This window comes from Serratia sp. PL7 (assembly GCF_945957435.1).
In genome coordinates this window covers 54,930-70,058 of record NZ_CAMFLB010000027.1, presented here as the reverse complement: position 1 = coordinate 70,058, position 15,129 = coordinate 54,930, and the positions used below count along the sequence as shown (strand labels likewise).

The following is a 15,129-nucleotide window of genomic DNA, read 5'->3' as shown; positions in this document are numbered from 1 at the left end:
GAGCCGGGGACGAATGCGCTTCAACGTTGTCCAAACCAGGCAGCAAAGTCGTTTGCCCTGGCGAAACGGCCTGCGTAACATAGTGCATTCTGTTGATATCAGGCTCGATATTCATGACTAAACCGGCGTTTCTCATCACCATTGATACCGAAGGCGATAATCTGTGGCAAAACCACGATCGCATCGCGACCGAAAACACACGTTTCTTGCCGCGCTTTCAGGCGCTGTGCGAGAAATACGCCTTCAAGCCGGTTTATCTCACCAACTATGAAATGGCGATGGACCCGGCCTACGTCGAGTTCGCGCGCGACGTGATCGCCCGCGACGCCGGCGAGGTCGGCATGCACCTGCACGCCTGGAACAGCCCGCCGTTGACGCCGCTGACCGACGATGACTGGCGCCACAAGCCTTATTTGATCGAGTATCCCGCCGATCAGATCCGCGCCAAGGTCGATTACATGACCAAGCTGCTGGAAGATGCCTTCCAGACCAAAATGCTTAGCCATCGCGCCGGCCGTTGGGCGTTCAACGAATACTATGCCTCACTGCTGCTGGAATACGGCTATCAGGTGGACTGTTCTGTGACGCCGCGGGTCAACTGGCAGTTTTCGCCGGGTAACCCGCAGGGCAACGGCGGTACCGATTACAGCCGGTTCCCGTCGCAGGCCTATTTCATCGATCCGCAGAACATCGCCAAGCCGGGCGCTTCGGCGCTGCTGGAAGTGCCGATGAGCATCCAGTACAAGCATTCGGCGCTGATGAATGCGTTCAAGCAGGGCTATGATCGGCTGCGCGGAAAGCGCCGTTCGCCGTCCGTCAACTGGCTGCGGCCGAGTGGCGGCAACGTGGCCAAGATGATCAGCGTGGCCGAGACGTCGCTGGCGCAGGGGCATGACTACGTCGAGTTTATGCTGCACTCCTCCGAGTTTATGCCGGGCGGCAGCCCGACGTTCAAAACTGAACAGGATATCGAAGTGCTGTACCGCGATCTGGAGCAGCTGTTTGACTGGCTGCAGCAGCGCACGGTGGGCATGACGCTGGCCGAGTATTATCAACTTAAAGCGAACTAAGCACGCACATGTCGAAGAAATGGAAAATCAAGGTTGCCGACTGGTTCTTGCGGCGCTATACGGCGAAGTACGGCCGTTTTCAGGACAAGGCGACGTTCGACGGCGCCCAGCAGTTTGACAATATCGTCATCTATTCCACCACGGCGTTGGGCGACTTCATGTTCAACACGCCGGCATTGAGGGCGATGCGGGAACGCTACCCCAACGCGCACATCACGCTGGTGGTGCACAAGAAAAACCGCGAGCTGGTGGAAAACGGCCGCTATTACGATCGCGTGGTGTATTGGGACAGCAAGATCAAGACGATACGCCCGTTGCTGAAATCGCTGCGCGAACATCAGCCGGATTTGGCGCTGATCCTGCACTCCCATCTGCCTTATGACATCATCAGCGCCGTACTGGCCGGGGCGAAGTACATTATCCGCGATAACTACAGCTCGGGCATTTGCGGGCTGGAGCCTTGGCTGACCAACTATGTCTTCCATTATTACGGCCACTTCGTGCGCCGCAAGCTGGAGCTGATTTCCATTTTAGGTTGCCGCAGCGACGATCCGACGATGGAAATTCCCGTGGATTATCAGCGCGGCGTCAAAAGCAGCGACCACCCCACCATCGGGTTTCAATTGGGGGCATCGACGGAGTCGCGTTGCTGGCCGGTTTCACACTATGCGCGGCTGGCCGATGAGCTGGTGGCGAAGCACCCCAATGTACGCATCGTGCTGATTGGTGCGCCGTTTGACGACGGCAAGGCCAAACAGTTTATGAGCTTGATCGGCCCGCAAACGCAGGCCTGCGTGGATAACCAGATCGGCAAAACGGGGCTGCAAGGCTTGCTGACGTTGCTCGACAGTTTCCATGTTCTTGTCACCGGCGACACCGGGCCGCTGCATCTGGCGGTGGCGTTGAAGGTGAAAACCATCAGCCTGTTCGTGACCGCCGATTCACGCTCCACCGGGCCGATTCAGGATCCTGAACTGCACCGCATCATTCAGGTGTCGCGTACCGGCTATACGATGCCGCTGGAGGCGGAAAGCCCGATGGGGGTTATTCAACCGCAGCGGATTTATGACGAGTTGGTCGCGCACGTGCCTTTAGCGCGCTAAAGGCGAGACGACGCATCGGCCGCCCGGCCGATGCGGTTAGTGCGGCCTGCGCCCGCGTAGCTTCGAAAGAAAGGTATCCACTCGCGCATAGCGCATCTGACGGACTTTTTTGCCCGGCACGTCGCTGTTGCGGCAGACCGCGGCGGCGCGGCGCAGAATGTGCAGCGTTGCCGGCGCGTAATGATAATACCCGTACACCGCTTTCGACATGCTTTTCACCTCGGAAAAGCAGTTAGCCAGCATCAGGGCGGCTAACCGGCGCAGCGGCTCATCCCCGGGATGCTGCGCCACAAAACGCAGCATCTTCTCCATGGCGAACAGCAGATCTTCAATATCTTTGGATTTGATATTGCGGGTGATGCCCTGGCTGTTGTCCCGATAGAAGTAGAGCTCGCAGTCAAGATGGGCGATGCGGCGAGTTTTGAAATACTGAAAAGGCGTGAAAATCACGTCTTCGTAGCGCCTGCCGTCTTCGAACGCTTCCCCTGCCAGCAGCGTGCGTTTATATACCCGGCTCCAGAGATGCCACATTGAGCGCGCGAACAGCGGTTGCAGGCAGCTCAGCCCCAACGATGAAAAGTCGTAGGCTACGGGCTGCGTCGCGCGGTTCTCGGATTTCGGCGGTTGTTCGGTGAACTTCTGATAATTAAAATCGATCAGGTCATACTCACCGGCGATCAGCAGGGGATGCAGGATCGCCAGATAGTCGTCGCTCAGCAGATCGTCGCCGTCGAGAAAGGTGACGTAGCGCCCGGTGGCTTGCTGCAGGCCGACATTGCGGGCGTGCGCAATACCGCCGTTGGCCTGAGAAATAAAAGCCACCTGCGGATGCTGCCGCTGCGCCAGATACCGGCTGACCAGCGCCCCCGACGCATCGGTAGAGCCATCGTCGATGATCACCACCTCAATATCATCAGAAATCTGCGTAAATAACGAATCCAGCGCAGCGATGATGAACGCTTCGTTATTATAAAACGGCACGATAACGCTGAGCAGCGGTGGCTGAATGTTCACGCGGCCTGCTCCTGTGTGGAAGTCTGTCTCGCCACGGAGAGCACTCCAGCGATCAGCGCCAGACAGAACATGGCGGTGCCTTCCGTGCTGAAGAAGATGACGTCGCTCAGCCCGTAAACGAACAGGCTGGCGCTGACGCTCAGCAACAGCGCGTTGCGCTGCGGCCGGAACGAAGAGAAGAACAGGCAGACATAGAGTGCCAGCAGCAGCAGTACGCCCCAGACGCCCTTGAGCGAATAGGTTTCCAGCAGCTCGTTGTGCAGGTGGACGTTGATATAGGGCATAACGCCAGACAGGCGAGGTTGCTGTGCGACCATCGCACGGATCTCTTCGCCGCGCTGTTCGGCGGATTGGCCCCAGGGGGCTTGTGAGCCGGTACGCCATGCCAGCGTTTGCATCGACAGCCGTGAAATGATCGAGTTTTCAGTCTGTGGCTGATCCATCAGACGCATATCGGTCTCAAAGGCCTGAATGCGTTCTTCTATCTGCGGTTTAAACACCAGGCCGCAGGCTACGAGCAGCAGCGGTACCGAGGCCATCAACGCGAGCTTGTGTTTTCTGGAAACCAGTTGCTTGGTGGCCAGCAGCGACAGACAAATCGCCACCGGGTAGACCAGCATCGCCGCGCGGGTGCCGGTGAGCACCAGCGCAGAGAAGGACAGCAGGAATGCCGCAATGTACAACACCAGACGGTAGCGGGTGCGCAGCATCAGGATGGCTTGCATCATGACCAGATCGATGGCGGTCATCAGGTAGGCGGCGACCGTGGCGCGATCGAAGTTGAGCTCTACGCGCGGGATATCCAGACGCAGCCCCTGATAGAGGGAATAACCGTTGATCGCCAGACCGGTGACGAGAGCCACAACGATCAACAGGCGCTGCACGCACAACCGCTCATTGAGCGCAATCAGCAAGATGAAAGCGGTCGCGAGCTGCAGTTTGCCGGTCGACATATAAGAGCGATAGATATTGATGTAGTCACCCGGCTGTTTGAAGTGATGCATCCAGAGGATGGTTCCCATACCGACGCTGAACATCAACGCGGGCAGCAGCAGATTTCTAACGTTGCTGAAGTAGTAGCGCGGATACAGGCAAACGGCGATAAAGGCGATGTAGCTGGAAACGTAAAACAGATTGCGTCCGGTCGCGGAACCGAAAGGGATGGTGCAAAAAGCGATGGCGCACCCCAGATAGATCAGATAGCTGAAGGCAGGGTGCGGCGTTCTGTATTTTAGCATCGGGCGTGTTTTCCGGCTCACGTGTTGATTAAACGATAAAGGATCGCAGCGTGTCGTCGAATTCAACTTTGAACTGAGCATAGTTGAAATGTTCCGCAGGATAGCGCTGCGCATTTCGGCTCAGAGTCTGGTAGGTTTCTCGCTCCAGCAATTTCTCAACGGCATCCGCACAGTCGATATGCGACAGCAGCTTGGGCGCTACCAGGCTGTCGGTCAACGGATCGTAGACCTCATGCGGGAAGTCGACCTCGATATCGGTGAGCTGCCGGTGCTGTTCGATGGTGACCGACGGCGTCAGGCCAATGCCGCAGACCCCGTCTTTCACCGCTTCCGGCTGGCCGTCGACCTGCGGGAAGATGACCGGCACGCCGAAATAGAGCGATTCCATGCAGGACAAGCCGAACGGCTCGGTGATCGGCGTGCTCATGTAGATGTGCGTGCGATTGAAGAAACCGGCGACGTCATCCTGATAACCGCTGAAAGTGATGCGGTCGCCGAGCTGAAGCCGATCCGCCAGCGCCTCGAACGCCGCGCGATCCGGCCCTTTGCCGGCCACTTCCAGCGTGACGTCATGCCCGCGCCGCAGCAGCTCCTGCATCATCAATAAGGAAACGCTGATGCCTTTCAGGCTGACCAGGCGTGAGGCCGTGCCGATCCGGACCGGCTGCGACAGCGTTTTCGGTGTGTTGTCGATCCCTGCCGGCGTCTTGATGCGGTTGATCACCACGTGATTGGGGCAAGGCAGATTAAAGCGCAGCTCCATCACTCGCTTCGACGCGTGTGAGGCGGAAATGACGCCGTCCAGCATGGCGAAGAAACGCAGCGTCTTTTTATTCTTGGGGTAACGCCAGGAGCAGCCGTGATCGTAGTAAACCAGCTTGCCGCGCTTGGGTTTGGCCGCCAGCCCCGGCACCAGGTCCCAGACGATCACCACGTCGGCGTTGGCCCGCTCGATTTTCCACTTCAGCAAAAATTTGCGCAGGAACTGCGGGCAGCGCAGCGGCAGCGCATTGATCAGGCGGTTGGCGAAGGTGACGGGCTGATGCGCAGGCAACTGGCGGCGGATCTCTTCGCCAATGTCGCCGCTGATGCACAGGACCTGGTTGCTGCCGTCGGTGGTATCGTTGATGTACTGCAGGAACAGGCGCTCGACGCCGCCCATTTTACCCAGGTTGATAATGTGCAGTTTTTTCATGCTATAACCTTTTGCAACGCCTGCCATGCCGTATCGGCGTCAATTGTCGCCATGCTTTTTTCCGGCGAAATCAGCGAGTGCTGATTTTGCCCGTAGCCGCCGATCAGGCCGGGATCGGTTGGCCCGAACAGCGTGATGTTCGGTTTGTCGAGCGCGGCGGTCAGATGACTGAGTCCGGTGTCGACCGAGACCACGCCCTTGGCGCCGGCCAGCACGTCGGCCACCTGCTGCAGGCTGAGCTTCGGCAGCACTTCGACATGTGGAAAACCTTCCGCCAAGCGTAGCGCGCGCTGATGTTCATGCTCTGCGCCCCACGGCAGTTTGATCTTCAGCCCGTTGTCGGCCGTCAGCGCGATCAGCTCGCGCCAGTTCTGCTCCGGCCAATGCTTATCGTCACGGGTTGTCGCGTGCAGAAACACCAGATATTGACCGGCATCGACCGGCGGCTGGCTGAGAAAACGCGCGGCGATGGCGTAATCGCCGTAGCTGCCCGGTTTATCGTAGCCGAGGCTTTTGGCGAACAGCTCGCGCGTGCGTTCCACCGCGTGCTGCTGTTTGTCTATCTCATGACGCACGTTGTAGAACCAGCTGGCGAACGGCTCGCGCGCGCTCTTGCAGTCCGGGCCATGTTTGTTGCCTTTGGCGACGCGGGTGATCAGCGCGGCGCTTTTGATCAGGCCCTGCGCGTCGATCACCACGTCGTAATGGCGTTCTTGCAGCGCGCGCTTGAAGTCGCAGCGCTGCTGTCGGGTGTCGCTGCCGAACCAATTTTTACGCCAGCGGCGAATGGCCACCGGGATCACGCGATCCACTGCCGGATGCCAGGTGGGGATTTGGCTGAAACCTTCTTCCACCACCCAGTCGAAGCGGATATCGGGAATGGCCTGCAGCGCGTCGGTCAGGGCGGGCAGCGTATGCAGCACATCGCCCATCGAGGACGTTTTTACGATTAACACCTGCATGACTATTCCTCGCTGGCGACAAGTAACGGCGTCAGCGCATCCAACACTTGCTGCGGCTGAATATCGATCAAACTTTGGTGGTATCCCTGCTCGGCATCGCCTTTACGCACCTTGTGATAACCGCTGATCAAGCGGATAACCCGCGCCTTGTCGGAGAGCGGCGGCGTGAAGTCGGGGCTGCTTGGGCCGTACAAGGCTATCAGCGGTTTGTTCAACGCTGCGGCAACGTGCATTAAACCGGAGTCGTTGCTGACCACCGCCCGGCAGGCCGCGATCAGGATCACCGCCTGCTCCAGCTGGGTTTTTCCGGCCAGGTTAAGGCAGAAATCGCGCGCGTCTTCCTGCAACGCGGCGCGGATCTGTTCGCCGGCCTCGTGGTCTTTTGCCGAACCGAACAGCGCGATTTGATAGCCGCTCTCGATCAGCCGTTGAGCCAGCGCTGCGTAGTGATAGTGCGGCCAGCGCTTGGCGGGGCCGAACTCCGCGCCTGGGCAGAAGCCGACGATCGGGCGGCTGTCGGTCAGGTTGAAGGCCGAAGTAGTTTCGGCGATCTCTTCGTCGCTCACCCGCAGCTGCGGCCACAGCAGCGGCTGCGGCAGATCGTCGGCGCGCTGAACGCGGCCTTTGTCATAGGCCAGCGCCACATAGCGCTGCACCATCAGCGGGAAAGCGGCCTTGTCGAGCACGCGGACGTCGTTCAGCAGGCCGTAGCGCATTTCGCCCCGCCAGCCGGTGCGCTGCGGGATATCGGCGAAGAAAGGCACCAGCGCGGATTTGAACGAGTTGGGCAGAACGTAAGCGCGATCGTAACGGTTGGCGCGCAGGGCGCGCCCCAGGCGGCGGCGTTCGCCGAGCCCCAGCGCGCCGTGGCCCAGCGGCATCGCCAGCGCCTGATTGACTTCCGGCATGCGCGCCAGCAGCGGGCGGCACCAGGCCGGCGCCATCACATCGATCTCCGCCGACGGGTATTCGGCCTTCAGGGTGCGATAGAGACTTTGCGACATCATCATGTCGCCAACCCAAGAAGGGCCGATAACCAGTATTTTCATACCCAGCGTTAATTCCTTCAGCTTATGCGGTGCGGTTCAACCAGGCCATATACTCTTTCACGCCTTCGGCGACCGTTTTGAACGGTGCGTCGTAGCCGGCGGCGCGCAGCTTGGTCAGATCGGCCTGGGTGTACGCCTGATAGCGGCCCTTCAGCTTTTCCGGGAACTCGATGTATTCCACCGCGCCTTTCTGATGGAAGTCCACCACCGCGTCGGCCACCGCCTGGAAGGTTTCCGCCCGGCCGGTGCCGCAGTTGAAGATGCCGGATTTGCCTGTTTCCCAGAACCACAGGTTAACCGCCGCCACGTCGCCGACGTAGATGAAGTCACGCTTGAAGTTTTCGCTGCCGGCGAACAGTTTCGGGTTTTCGCCGCGGTTGATCTGGGTGTTCAGGTGGAAGGCGACGCTGGCCATACTGCCTTTGTGGCCTTCGCGCGGGCCGTAAACGTTGAAGTAGCGGAAGCCGCAGATCTGCGAGTCCGCTTCCGGCAGGATCTCACGCACGTACTGATCGAACAGGAATTTGGAGTAGCCGTACACGTTGAGCGGCGCTTCATACTGACGCTCTTCGATAAACTCTTCGCGGCCGCCGTAAGTGGCGGCTGAGGAGGCGTAGAGGAACGGGATTTCGCGATCCAGGCAGTAGTGCAGCAGATCTTTGGAGTACTGATAGTTGTTGTCCATCATGTACTTGCCGTCCCACTCGGTGGTCGCGGAGCAGGCGCCTTCGTGGAACACCGCTTCGATTTCGCCCAGATCGTCGCCGGCCACGATGCTGGCGATAAAGTCTTCTTTATCGATATAGTCGGCGATGTCCAGATCGACCAGGTTGACGAATTTGGTGCCGTCTTTCAGGTTATCCACCACCAGGATATCGCGATATCCCTTGTCGTTCAGTGCCTTAATGATGTTGCTGCCGATCATGCCGGCGCCGCCTGTGACGATAATCATTGGGTTACCCCTGCTAAGCTGCTGGCGGGGCACAATGCCCCACGCTCAATGGCGGTTATCATAGCATTTCATGCCGCGGCAAACAGCGGAAGGGCTCCGAATATCCCGCATTGCCATTGAAGTCCGCTTTTTGCCGTGATATCTGCTGCAATTTTAATATTCTCTCCCGCGCATTCTCGTCAGTTTGGTTACAAATCAGTAAAATATGCCGTAAATAGCCCAATCCTGGAGATAACCGAATGTCAGCGTCTTTTTATCAGCAGTTGGAACAACAGCTTGCCGCCACTCGCAGTGAAGGGCTGTTCAAGGAAGAACGCATCATCACCTCCGCGCAGCAGGCGGATATCGCCGTTGCCGACGGCAGCCATGTGATCAACTTCTGCGCCAATAACTACCTGGGCCTGGCCAACCATCCGGCGCTGATCGCCGCCGCCAAGTCGGGGATGGACAGCCACGGTTTCGGCATGGCGTCGGTGCGCTTCATCTGCGGCACCCAGGACAGCCACAAGCAGCTGGAACAGAAACTGGCGGCCTTTTTGGGCATGGAAGACGCGATCCTGTACTCCTCTTGCTTCGACGCCAACGGCGGGCTGTTCGAAACCCTGCTCGGCCCGGAAGACGCGATTATCTCCGATGCGCTGAACCACGCGTCGATCATCGACGGCGTGCGCCTGTGTAAGGCCAAGCGCTATCGCTACGCCAATAACGACATGACCGAGCTGGCCGCGCAGCTGAAACAGGCCAAAGCCGACGGCGCGCGGCACATTCTGATCGCCACCGACGGCGTATTCTCGATGGACGGCGTAATCGCCAACCTGAAAGGGGTTTGCGATCTGGCGGACGAGTATCAGGCGCTGGTGATGGTGGATGACTCCCATGCGGTGGGCTTTGTCGGCGCCAACGGGCGCGGCACCCATGAATACTGCGAAGTGATGGGCCGCGTCGATATCATTACCGGTACGTTAGGCAAAGCGCTGGGCGGCGCGTCCGGCGGCTACACCGCCGCCAAGAAAGAAGTGGTGGAGTGGCTGCGCCAGCGCTCGCGTCCGTACCTGTTCTCCAACTCGCTGGCGCCGGCGATCGTCGCCGCGTCGATCAAAGTGCTGGAACTGCTGGAAGAGGGCGACGCCCTGCGCGATCGCCTGTGGGCCAACGCGCGTCTGTTCCGCGAAAAAATGACCGCCGCCGGCTTCACCCTGGCCGGCGCCGATCACGCCATCATCCCGGTCATGTTGGGTGAGGCGAAGCTGGCGCAGGAATTCGCCAATGCGTTGCTCAAGGAAGGCATCTATGTGACCGGTTTCTTCTATCCGGTGGTGCCGAAAGGCCAGGCGCGCATCCGTACCCAGATGTCCGCCGACCACACCCCGGAGCAAATCGAACGCGCAGTGGCGGCGTTTACACGTATCGGTAAGGATCTTGGCGTTATTGCATAAGGTAAAACCATGAAAGCACTGTCAAAACTGAAAGCGGAAGAAGGGATTTGGATGACCGACGTGCCTCAGCCGGAGCTGGGCCACAACGACATCATGATCAAAATCCGCAAAACCGCGATCTGCGGCACCGATGTGCATATCTACAACTGGGACGAATGGTCGCAAAAAACCATTCCAGTTCCGATGGTGGTCGGCCATGAATACGTGGGCGAAGTGGTGGCGATCGGTCAGGAAGTCAAAGGCTTCAGCATCGGCGATCGCGTGTCCGGTGAAGGTCACATCACCTGCGGCCACTGCCGCAACTGCCGCGGCGGCCGCACGCACCTGTGCCGCAACACCGTCGGCGTGGGCGTGAACCGTCCGGGCAGCTTCGCGGAATACCTGGTGATCCCGGCGTTCAACGCCTTCAAGATCCCGGATAACATCTCCGACGAACTGGCTTCGATCTTCGATCCGTTCGGTAACGCGGTACACACTGCGCTGTCGTTCGATCTGGTCGGGGAAGACGTGCTGGTGTCCGGCGCCGGCCCGATCGGCATCATGGCGGCGGCGGTGTGCAAACACGTCGGCGCCCGCCATGTGGTGATCACCGACGTTAACGAATACCGTCTGGAACTGGCGCGCAAGATGGGCGTGACCCGCGCGGTGAACGTCAGTAAGGAAAACCTCAACGACGTGATGGCCGAGCTGGGTATGACCGAAGGATTCGACGTCGGTCTGGAAATGTCCGGCGCGCCGCCGGCGTTCCGCACGCTGCTCAATGCCATGAACCACGGCGGACGCATCGCCATGCTGGGTATTCCGCCTTCGGATATGTCGATCGACTGGAACCAGGTCATCTTCAAAGGGCTGTTTATCAAAGGGATTTACGGCCGCGAAATGTTCGAAACCTGGTACAAGATGGCGGCGCTGATCCAGTCCGGCCTGGATTTGACCCCAATCATCACCCACCGTTTCTCGATCGACGAGTTCCAGCAGGGCTTCGACGCCATGCGCTCCGGCAAGTCGGGCAAAGTGGTGCTGAGCTGGGATTAATCTCGGCAAATGTGAAAAGGGCCGGAATTCCGGCCCTTTTTTATGCTTGCGGTTTGGCTTGCGTCCAGTGTTGCCAATGACGCTTGATGAAGTTCACCGGCGGCGAGGTGGCAATGCCGTCGGCGATAACGCCCAGCGCGGTGCCGGCGTTGGTTTTTTCCTTCGGCGGTTTGACCTTGCACTGCTTGATGCCGCCGCTGAACGGATTCTTCGGCTGCGGTTTTTGCGGTTTGACCGGCGGCGGGACGTAGCTGCCACCGCCGTTGCCCTGCGGTTCGTTCAGCAGCGCGCTCGGTTTGACCAGCACGATATCGGCGGGCAGCGACGGCAGCATCTGCTGCAGCACCTTCACCGTCGCCGGGCGCGGGTGGCCGATGGCGATGGCGGATCCGTTGCGCCGCGCCAATTCGACCGCGCGGTTGAACTGGCGGCGGATGTCGGCTTCGTTCGCGGTATCGTCGAGGAACACCCTGCGTTTGATCACCTTCACGCCGGTGCCGGCCGCGGCGCGGGTCGCCTGGCTGCTGCCGATGGTCATGCTGTCGAGGAAGTACAGGCGGTAGCTTTCGAGCGCCTGCATCACTTTCTGCATGCCCGGCAGGCTGGAGGTCATGGCGCTGCCCATGTGGTTGTTCATGCCGACCGCGTAGGGCACGTTGTTCACTGCGTTGCGGATGATGCGCTGGATCTCGTCGCTGCTCATGGCAGGCTGCAGGGTATCGCGCTCCAGCGGCTGCTTGCTGAGCGGCGCCATCGGCATGTGGATCAAGACTTCGCGGCCCTGGCTGTGGGCGCGGGTGGCCATCAGGCGGGCATGCGGCGCGTTGGGCAAGACTGCGACCGAGATCGCCGTCGGCATTTGCAGCACCGCATTTTCTTCGTGAGGGCGGTAGCCCACGTCATCGATGACGATGGAGAGTTTTCCTGCCTGCGCAGCGTAAACCTGCAGCAGACAGCCGATTAACAAAGCTGTACGGGTTTTGACATAACGCAAATCTATCTTCCCAACCACGGCAGTGGGTTAACCGCCTGTCCCTGACGACGGATTTCGAAATAGAGCGACGGCGTTCCCTGGCCGCCGCTGGTGCCGACCAGCGCGATCGGCTGGCCGGCGCGCACCTGCGCCCCGACGTTGACCAACGCGCTTTGGTTGTAGCCGTACACGCTCATGTCGCCTTTACCGTGTTCGACCACCACCATCAGGCCATAGCCTTGCAGCCAGTCGGCCAGCAGCACGCGGCCATCGGCGACGGCTTTCACTTCGCTGCCTTCGCGGGCTTCGATCACCATGCCTTTCCAGCGTAGCTCGCCCTGCTGCTGCTCGCCAAAGCCGTGCAGCGTGCGGCCGCGCACCGGCCACATCAGCTGGCCGGCCGGACGGCCGAGGCCGCCGGTTCGCGCCATCAGCGAGCGATCGGCTTCGCTAGGTTTGTAGGTGGTGCCGGTTTTCTTCGCCTGCTGTTCCTTGATGCGCACCTGTTCGCGCACTTTGGCCGCTTCACGCGCTTCGCGTTCGGCGCGCGCACGGGCTTCGCGCTCCGCCCGAGCGATCTTGTCGCGCATGCGGGCTTCGTTTTGGCGCAGTTCCACCAGGCGTTGTTGGTCTTTTTCCAGCGAAGCTTCCAGCGCGGTCAGCGTTTTCTTGCGGGCGCCGCGCGCCTGCTCCAGCTTCTGCTGCTGTGTCTGTTGTTCGCTCAGTAAGGATTTTTGCTGGCCCTGTTTAGCCACCAGCGTGGTTTTTTGCTTCGCCAGCTCGGCGCGGGTCTGTTTCAACTCTTCGATGGTTTTCTGGCGCGCCTCATTCAGATAGCCGAAATAGGCCAGAATACGTTCGCTGCGCTGGCTTTCTTCACCGCTGAGGATCAGCTGCACGGCGCTGTGCTGCCCTTGCCGGAAGGCGGCGTCGAGCTGTTTGGCGAGGAGGTTTTGTTGGGTCGATTGCTGCTTTTGCAGTTTGGCTATCGAGGCGTTCAGGCCGGAAATATCCTTGCTCAACTGGGTGAGCGTGCCCTGGGTGTCGCGCAACTGGCGGCTGGCCTGGGCGATGGTTTTTTCCTGCTGACGCAGCTGATCCTGCAGCGAGCTGCGCTGCTGCTGCTGCTGCTTCACCGCTTTTTCTTTCTCGGCGATGCTCTGCTGGATGTCTTTCAGCTGGGATTTATTGTCTTCCGCCGCCTGGCCGGCGAGCGGCAACAGCAAGACGCCAGCGCAAAATACGCTGGCGCACATGGCGGTGAACGTCCTTGGCGCGGTGCGTTCAGGCAGCGGCCGGCTGCCTGCGTTTGCGCTTCGGGTTACCCTTGATAGTGCAAAAAACGCCTTCTCCCTCATGGAGAAGGATTATTCCACGATGAACAGCGGCTTACCAGTCATCTCTTGCGGGATTTCCATTCCCATCAGCGTTAACAGGGTTGGCGCGATGTCCGAAAGCTTGCCGCCTTCGACCGCCCGTGCCGGTTTGCCGACGTAAATCAGCGGTACCGGCAGGCTGGTGTGGGCGGTATGCGCCTGGCCGGTGGCCGGATCGCGCATCTGCTCGGCGTTGCCGTGATCGGCGGTGATCAGCAGTTGGCCGTCGACGTCGCGCACCGCGTCAACCACCTGGGCGATGCAGGCATCCAGCGTCTCCACCGCTTTGACCGCTGCTTCATACACGCCGGTATGCCCCACCATGTCGCCGTTCGGGTAGTTGCAGATAATGGCGTCGTATTTGCCGCTGCGGATGGCGCTCAGCAGTTTGTCGGTCAGCTCGGCGGCGCTCATCTCCGGCTGCAGATCGTAGGTGGCGACCTTCGGCGAATTGACCAGCACGCGGTCTTCCCCTTTGAACGGCGCTTCCACGCCGCCGTTATAGAAGAAGGTGACGTGGGCGTATTTTTCGGTTTCCGAGATGCGCAGCTGGGTTTTGTCGTGCTTCATCAGCCATTCGCCGAAGGTGTTGGCCAGCGACGCCGGCGGATAGGCGCAGGCGGTCGCGATGTCGGCGGCGTACTCGGTCAGCATCACGAAATCGCCGAACTGCACCCGCTTGGCGCGCGGGAAACCGTCGAAATCCGCGTTCACGAAAGCGCGGGTGATCTGGCGCGCGCGGTCAGCGCGGAAGTTCATGAAGATCAACGCATCGCCGTCCTGCATCGCGGCATCGGCCTCACCGGCGGCGCGAATGACGGTCGGTTTGACGAACTCGTCGTTTTCACCGCGCTGGTAGGCGCCCTGCAGGCCGGCGATCGCATCGTCGGCCACGTAGTCGCCCTTGGCCGCGGTCAGCAGGTCATAGGCCAGCTGCACGCGATCCCAGCGGTTGTCGCGGTCCATCGCGTAGTAGCGGCCGATCAGCGAGGCGATGCGCCCGACGCCCAGCGCGGCGAAGGCGTCGCGGCAGCGTTGCAGCGGGGCTTCGGCGCTGCGCGGCGGCGTGTCGCGCCCGTCGAGGAAGGCATGCAGATAAACGGCTTTGGCGCTGCGTTGGGCGGCCAGCTTGATCATGGCCAGAATGTGCTCTTCGTGGCTGTGCACGCCGCCCGGCGACAGCAGGCCCATGATATGCACCGCCTTGCCGGCCGCTACGGCTTTATCGACCGCGGCGGTCAGCACCGGGTTGGCGAAGAAGTCGCCGTCGGCGATCGCTTTGTCCAGCCGGGTCAGATCCTGGTAGACGATGCGCCCGGCGCCCAGGTTGACGTGGCCGACTTCGGAGTTGCCCATTTGGCCGTCGGGCAGGCCGACATCCAGCCCGGAGGCGGCGATCAGCGTATGCGGCTGCTCCCGCCACAGACGGTCCATCACCGGGGTGCCGGCGTTCAGGATCGCGTTGTCCTGCCGTTCCTCACGGTGGCCGTAACCGTCCAGGATCACCAGTACCATCGGTTTTTTGTTGCTCGACATTGCATTGACCTCTTATGAACTTTTTAAGCTGCGAATAGCCATGCGCCCGCCGCAAGCATGGCTGTTCGCCCTCGAAAAACCGGCTGATTTTACATCGCCGCCGGCGAGAAATAGCCCAAAGAGATCAAGGTTGCGGCGAATCGCGCGGGCTTTTATGCTCTGACCTCGGGAATTTCTCAGCGCAGCCCGC

Annotated in this window: 13 protein-coding genes; 4 read left to right on the top strand and 9 right to left on the bottom strand. The window is 60.2% G+C overall.

Annotated features, from left to right (window positions below; all coding sequences use genetic code 11):
• Window positions 1-113 precede the first annotated feature (113 nt).
• Window positions 114-1,070, top strand: a complete 957-nt coding sequence (locus N6G83_RS45815; RefSeq protein WP_197765295.1) for a polysaccharide deacetylase family protein — start codon at window positions 114-116, stop codon at window positions 1,068-1,070.
• An 8-nt stretch (window positions 1,071-1,078) separates the two neighbouring features.
• A complete protein-coding gene (locus tag N6G83_RS45810; protein ID WP_025304689.1) occupies window positions 1,079-2,173 on the top strand; it encodes a glycosyltransferase family 9 protein in 1,095 nt (364 codons plus the stop codon).
• Between the two features lie 36 nt (window positions 2,174-2,209).
• Here the strand turns inward: N6G83_RS45810 and N6G83_RS45805 are convergent, their stop codons facing one another.
• The 6 genes from N6G83_RS45805 to rfaD are packed head-to-tail and all read right to left on the bottom strand — an operon-like array spanning window position 2,210 to window position 8,583.
• Window positions 2,210-3,187: a glycosyltransferase family 2 protein gene (locus N6G83_RS45805; protein WP_025304688.1), complete on the bottom strand. Its 978-nt coding sequence runs from the start codon at window positions 3,185-3,187 to the stop codon at window positions 2,210-2,212.
• A complete protein-coding gene (locus tag N6G83_RS45800) occupies window positions 3,184-4,425 on the bottom strand; it encodes an O-antigen ligase family protein (RefSeq protein WP_043141024.1) in 1,242 nt (413 codons plus the stop codon). The genes N6G83_RS45805 and N6G83_RS45800 overlap by 4 nt, the downstream gene beginning before the upstream one ends.
• Window positions 4,426-4,453: 28 nt before the next feature.
• Complete coding sequence (locus N6G83_RS45795; protein ID WP_049209106.1) at window positions 4,454-5,620, bottom strand: glycosyltransferase; 1,167 nt, start codon at window positions 5,618-5,620, stop codon at window positions 4,454-4,456.
• Window positions 5,617-6,582 carry a lipopolysaccharide heptosyltransferase RfaC gene (gene rfaC / locus N6G83_RS45790; protein WP_197771130.1) on the bottom strand — a complete coding sequence of 322 codons (966 nt, stop codon included), beginning with the start codon at window positions 6,580-6,582 and terminating at the stop codon, window positions 5,617-5,619. Before rfaC ends, N6G83_RS45795 begins: the two co-directional genes overlap by 4 nt.
• A gap of 2 nt (window positions 6,583-6,584) precedes the next feature.
• Window positions 6,585-7,631, bottom strand: a complete 1,047-nt coding sequence (rfaF, locus tag N6G83_RS45785; protein ID WP_025304684.1) for an ADP-heptose--LPS heptosyltransferase RfaF — start codon at window positions 7,629-7,631, stop codon at window positions 6,585-6,587.
• A 22-nt stretch (window positions 7,632-7,653) separates the two neighbouring features.
• Entirely contained in the window at window positions 7,654-8,583 is a 930-nt protein-coding gene (gene rfaD / locus N6G83_RS45780; protein WP_025304683.1) for an ADP-glyceromanno-heptose 6-epimerase, read from the bottom strand.
• Between the two features lie 239 nt (window positions 8,584-8,822).
• Between rfaD and kbl the strand changes: the two genes are divergently transcribed.
• Both kbl and tdh read left to right on the top strand, forming a co-directional pair.
• Window positions 8,823-10,019 (top strand): glycine C-acetyltransferase, encoded by a 1,197-nt coding sequence (gene kbl, locus N6G83_RS45775; RefSeq protein ID WP_004931154.1) that lies wholly within the window; start codon window positions 8,823-8,825, stop codon window positions 10,017-10,019.
• Window positions 10,020-10,028: 9 nt separating this feature from the next.
• Complete coding sequence (tdh, locus tag N6G83_RS45770; RefSeq protein ID WP_025304682.1) at window positions 10,029-11,054, top strand: L-threonine 3-dehydrogenase; 1,026 nt, start codon at window positions 10,029-10,031, stop codon at window positions 11,052-11,054.
• Between the two features lie 40 nt (window positions 11,055-11,094).
• Here tdh and N6G83_RS45765 read toward each other — a convergent pair whose 3' ends face one another.
• The 3 genes from N6G83_RS45765 to gpmM are packed head-to-tail and all read right to left on the bottom strand — an operon-like array spanning window position 11,095 to window position 14,939.
• The gene (locus N6G83_RS45765) at window positions 11,095-12,048 is read right to left on the bottom strand and encodes a divergent polysaccharide deacetylase family protein (RefSeq protein ID WP_049299570.1); all 954 of its coding nucleotides are present in this window, start codon (window positions 12,046-12,048) and stop codon (window positions 11,095-11,097) included.
• 2 nt (window positions 12,049-12,050) lie between these two features.
• Window positions 12,051-13,385, bottom strand: a complete 1,335-nt coding sequence (envC, locus tag N6G83_RS45760; protein WP_025304680.1) for a murein hydrolase activator EnvC — start codon at window positions 13,383-13,385, stop codon at window positions 12,051-12,053.
• Window positions 13,386-13,394: 9 nt separating this feature from the next.
• Window positions 13,395-14,939: a 2,3-bisphosphoglycerate-independent phosphoglycerate mutase gene (gpmM, locus tag N6G83_RS45755; RefSeq protein WP_197771131.1), complete on the bottom strand. Its 1,545-nt coding sequence runs from the start codon at window positions 14,937-14,939 to the stop codon at window positions 13,395-13,397.
• Between the last annotated feature and the right edge of the window lie 190 nt (window positions 14,940-15,129).

Excerpts from the sequence above, each read along its gene's own strand:
- N6G83_RS45815 (WP_197765295.1), top strand. The coding sequence starts at position 114 with ATGACTAAACCGGCGTTTCTCATCACCATTGATACCGAAGGCGATAAT.
- N6G83_RS45810 (WP_025304689.1), top strand. The coding sequence starts at position 1,079 with ATGTCGAAGAAATGGAAAATCAAGGTTGCCGACTGGTTCTTGCGGCGC.
- N6G83_RS45800 (WP_043141024.1), bottom strand. The coding sequence starts at position 4,425 with ATGCTAAAATACAGAACGCCGCACCCTGCCTTCAGCTATCTGATCTAT.
- N6G83_RS45795 (WP_049209106.1), bottom strand. The coding sequence starts at position 5,620 with ATGAAAAAACTGCACATTATCAACCTGGGTAAAATGGGCGGCGTCGAG.
- rfaC (WP_197771130.1), bottom strand. The coding sequence starts at position 6,582 with ATGCAGGTGTTAATCGTAAAAACGTCCTCGATGGGCGATGTGCTGCAT.
- rfaF (WP_025304684.1), bottom strand. The coding sequence starts at position 7,631 with ATGAAAATACTGGTTATCGGCCCTTCTTGGGTTGGCGACATGATGATG.
- rfaD (WP_025304683.1), bottom strand. The coding sequence starts at position 8,583 with ATGATTATCGTCACAGGCGGCGCCGGCATGATCGGCAGCAACATCATT.
- kbl (WP_004931154.1), top strand. The coding sequence starts at position 8,823 with ATGTCAGCGTCTTTTTATCAGCAGTTGGAACAACAGCTTGCCGCCACT.
- tdh (WP_025304682.1), top strand. The coding sequence starts at position 10,029 with ATGAAAGCACTGTCAAAACTGAAAGCGGAAGAAGGGATTTGGATGACC.
- envC (WP_025304680.1), bottom strand. The coding sequence starts at position 13,385 with ATGAGGGAGAAGGCGTTTTTTGCACTATCAAGGGTAACCCGAAGCGCA.
- gpmM (WP_197771131.1), bottom strand. The coding sequence starts at position 14,939 with ATGTCGAGCAACAAAAAACCGATGGTACTGGTGATCCTGGACGGTTAC.